At 59.8% G+C, this 3,274-nt stretch carries 2 protein-coding genes and 1 pseudogene; 2 read left to right on the plus strand and 1 reads right to left on the minus strand.

What is annotated here, in order from left to right; translation table 11 throughout:
* Both WBB85_RS04190 and WBB85_RS04195 read left to right on the plus strand, forming a co-directional pair.
* Nucleotides 1–1,004: GMC family oxidoreductase (locus WBB85_RS04190; RefSeq protein ID WP_432637374.1), on the plus strand; the 1,004-nt coding region annotated here is incomplete at its 5' end.
* 124 nt (nucleotides 1,005–1,128) lie between these two features.
* Nucleotides 1,129–2,037, plus strand: a pseudogene (locus tag WBB85_RS04195) (IS5 family transposase).
* Between the two features lies 1 nt (nucleotide 2,038).
* Here WBB85_RS04195 and WBB85_RS04200 read toward each other — a convergent pair.
* Nucleotides 2,039–3,109 (minus strand): hypothetical protein, encoded by a 1,071-nt coding sequence (locus WBB85_RS04200; protein WP_432637375.1) that lies wholly within the window; start codon nucleotides 3,107–3,109, stop codon nucleotides 2,039–2,041.
* Nucleotides 3,110–3,274: the final 165 nt, after the last annotated feature.

Consider the following 3,274-nt stretch of genomic DNA (forward strand, 5'->3'; position numbering starts at 1 on the left):
CCTATCTCAAACCTGCCCGGTCGCGGGAGAACCTGCAGATCGTCACACGCGCGGCCGTCCAGAGGATCGAGCTTGACGGAAAACGGGCAACCGGCGTGACCTACAAGGATGCGGGGGGCAGGGTGATCACCGCGACAGCGCGGTGCGAGGTTATCCTGTCGGGCGGCGCCATCGGCTCCCCCCAGATCCTGATGCAATCGGGGATCGGCGAGGCGGCCCAGTTGAAAGAAAACGGGATCACGCCCCTGCACGACCTGCCCGCAGTCGGCAAGAACCTGCAGGACCATCTGCAGGCGCGTCTGGTCTATAAATGCAACGAACCGACGCTGAATGATGAAGTGCGCAGCCTGACCAATCAGGCGCGGATTGCGCTGAAATACGCGCTGTTCCGGTCGGGGCCGATGACGATGGCGGCAAGCCTTGCCACCGGTTTCTTCAAGACCCGGCCCGATGTGGAAACGCCCGATATCCAGTTCCACGTTCAACCCTGGTCGGCTGACAGCCCCGGCGAAGGCGTGCATCCGTTTTCGGCCTTCACCATGTCGGTCTGCCAGCTTCGCCCCGAAAGCCGGGGTGAAATCAGGCTGGCAGGCCCGGACCCCGCGGCCTATCCGAAGATCATCCCCAACTACCTCTCGACCGAAACCGACTGCCGGACCCTGGTCGAAGGCGTGCGGATCGCCCGGAAAATCGCGCGCCACGCGCCGCTGACCTCGAAAATCTCGGCCGAATTCCGTCCGACCGCTGCGCTCGACATGGACGATTATGAAGGCACGCTGGACTGGGCGCGCGACAACAGCGTGTCGATCTATCACCCGACCGGCACCTGCAAGATGGGCAAAGGCCCGGACAGCGTCGTTGACGACGCGTTGCGGGTGAACGGGATCACCGGCCTGCGGGTTGCCGATTGTTCGATCATGCCCGAAATCGTGTCGGGCAACACCAACGCCCCCGCGATCATGATCGGGGAAAAGGCCTCTGACCTTATCAGTGCGTCCTCTTGAGGTGCGGACAGGGGCGTCAGCCTGGACCTGTCGCGCATTTGTGCTGCTCCAGGTGCTCGTTTAGGCCGTGTTGACAAAAGGGATTCGCAGGGCGCTCTGTACGTGATTCAAGCTGGTATCTGCTATGGAGACCAGCTTGGCACGAGACCTGATGTCGGACGAAGAATGGGCCTTTCATGAGACCTTCATCTTGGCGGTCCGCGCCCCGAACGGACGCAAACCCACGATCCATCCTATTGTTCTGGATGGGATTTTCTGGATTGCGCGCATCGGATCGCCCTGGCGTGACCTGCAGGAAGAGTTCGGCAAGTGGTCGTCGGTCTACCGCCAGTTCCGGCGCTGGACGCTGGCCGGGCTCTGGGAGCAGATCATGGACGCGCTTAACGAAAGTCGGCTGGTTCCCGATGCCCTGCAAATGATCGACAGCACCGTAGTTCGCGCCCATCATCCGCTGCCCGGCAAGCGATTGCGATGCAATCACTGAGAGGGAGGCAGCGGGCGCTAAAGGGGGCTGAGCCATTGTGCGCCACCGGTTCAAGCACCATGGCGAAGGCGACAGGGTTTTGGCCGTTCAAGGGCGTCCGGTGGGAAAACGATCCACTGGATCGTTTTCTGGACCACCTACCACTTTACGACCAAGATCCACCTCCGCGTCAACGGCACAGGACTGCCCATGAGGTCGGAGGTCACGCCGGGCCAGACATCGGACTACCTGGGCTTCGATCTGGTCATGGCCGATAACCTGCCAGAGTCGTCTGTCCTGCTGGCAGATCGAGGCTATGACTCTGACAACGTTCGCAAAACCATGGAGGCGCACAACGTCGTGCCAGTCATCCCGATGCGCAAGACCCGCAAACAGCGCGTGGCCGTCGACCGCACCCTCTACCGTCTGGGCAACCACGTCGAGCGGTGCTTCAAAAAGCTCAAGAACGCCTGACGCGTCGCCACCCGTTACGAAAAGACCGCCGAGAGCTTCCTCGGCTTCATCGACATCACATCGATCCGTCTATGGCTCCGCCATTTGTCAACATGACCTAGTCAGCCTTGGGCGGCGGCTTTGTTTCAGTCTCCACAGTTTCCGGTTCCTCTTGGTCTGATAAGCTATCAGCAATCTCGCGCAGAAGGTCCGCAATAGCCGCGTCAGCGGCCCTGTCTTGTTCTGTTGCGGCCTCTTGCGCGGCGGTCACTTCCTGTAGCTGAGACGTGAGCGCGTCGATTGAGACTTGCATTTGCTCCATTGTGTCTGTGTTCGCGCGAATGGCCGCGTCTTCATCGTCGGCAAGCCGGTCTTCGATTTCCAGCGCCACCATCATGAAGAAAGACAGAATGGTGATGATGTTGCAGAGCAACTGCAACTGACGCGCCAGCCTCTGGCGCGTTGTCTCATCAACTGGCGCTTGCTCTTGTTCCGCCAGCGCCTCTTGTGCGGCGATAGTGCGGGCAAGCATTTCTTCGATGCTACCGGACAAGCCAAGTCCGAATTGCGCCGCCGATGCGATGCTACCGATTTGGCCAAGGGCCTGCATCTGCTCAGTCAGACCAGTCGCAAGAATGCTGAAACGGTCCCCGAACTCTGGTCCAAGGCCAAGACCCCGCAAGGCATTCACGCTATCGAAGATGCGCCCATACTTGCCGATATCCAAGGCCGCGAAGGTGGCCCCAATACGCGGAAGGTCCAGCGCCCGCGTGACGCCCAAAGCGTAGGTGGACTCAAAGTCTCGCATGATGCTGGGCATCAAGCCCAATTGCCGATCTATGCCTAATGACAGGCTATCAAAGATTTTGGACTGTCGCTCCATATCCGCTGCCATGCGGGTAAAGGGACTGTCTATTTTCAGGCTGTCCAAAATCGAAGGTGAAAGGCCAAATGACGCTTGATCTATGCCCATGGTGAGGCTGCGTAGCCCTACCGTGCTCAGAGCACCCACCGGGTCCACGATGCGCCGCATCTGTTCGGACTGGCGCGCCATGTCTGCAAAGATTCCCGTTGCACCCAATCCGAGTGCCGCTTTGTGCGCCGCCCCGAAGTTTCCCATCCCAGAAGACAGGTCTTTGAACTGTTCCCGCAAGCGCTCATCCGCAGCCGCGCGTTCATCATCGCTCATATTCTACACCTTGCCTTCGCCGCGCCGCATTCCACACAATATAGTGATGCTCAGCCGTCTTTGCCAGCATCGCAAATGCAGCACTTTTGACGGGAGCGTGTTTTTGACGGGAGCGCATTTTTTCTATTGCGACAACGCGCAGGCGTTCTGGCGCTGGCGCTGACG

Origin of the sequence: Albidovulum sp., assembly GCF_049646345.1 — a bacterium.
GTDB lineage: Bacteria > Pseudomonadota > Alphaproteobacteria > Rhodobacterales > Rhodobacteraceae > Albidovulum.

What these genes read in the sequence shown, in the direction of transcription:
- WBB85_RS04200 (WP_432637375.1), bottom strand. Translation starts at nt 3,109, where the DNA reads ATGAGCGATGATGAACGCGCGGCTGCGGATGAGCGCTTGCGGGAACAG.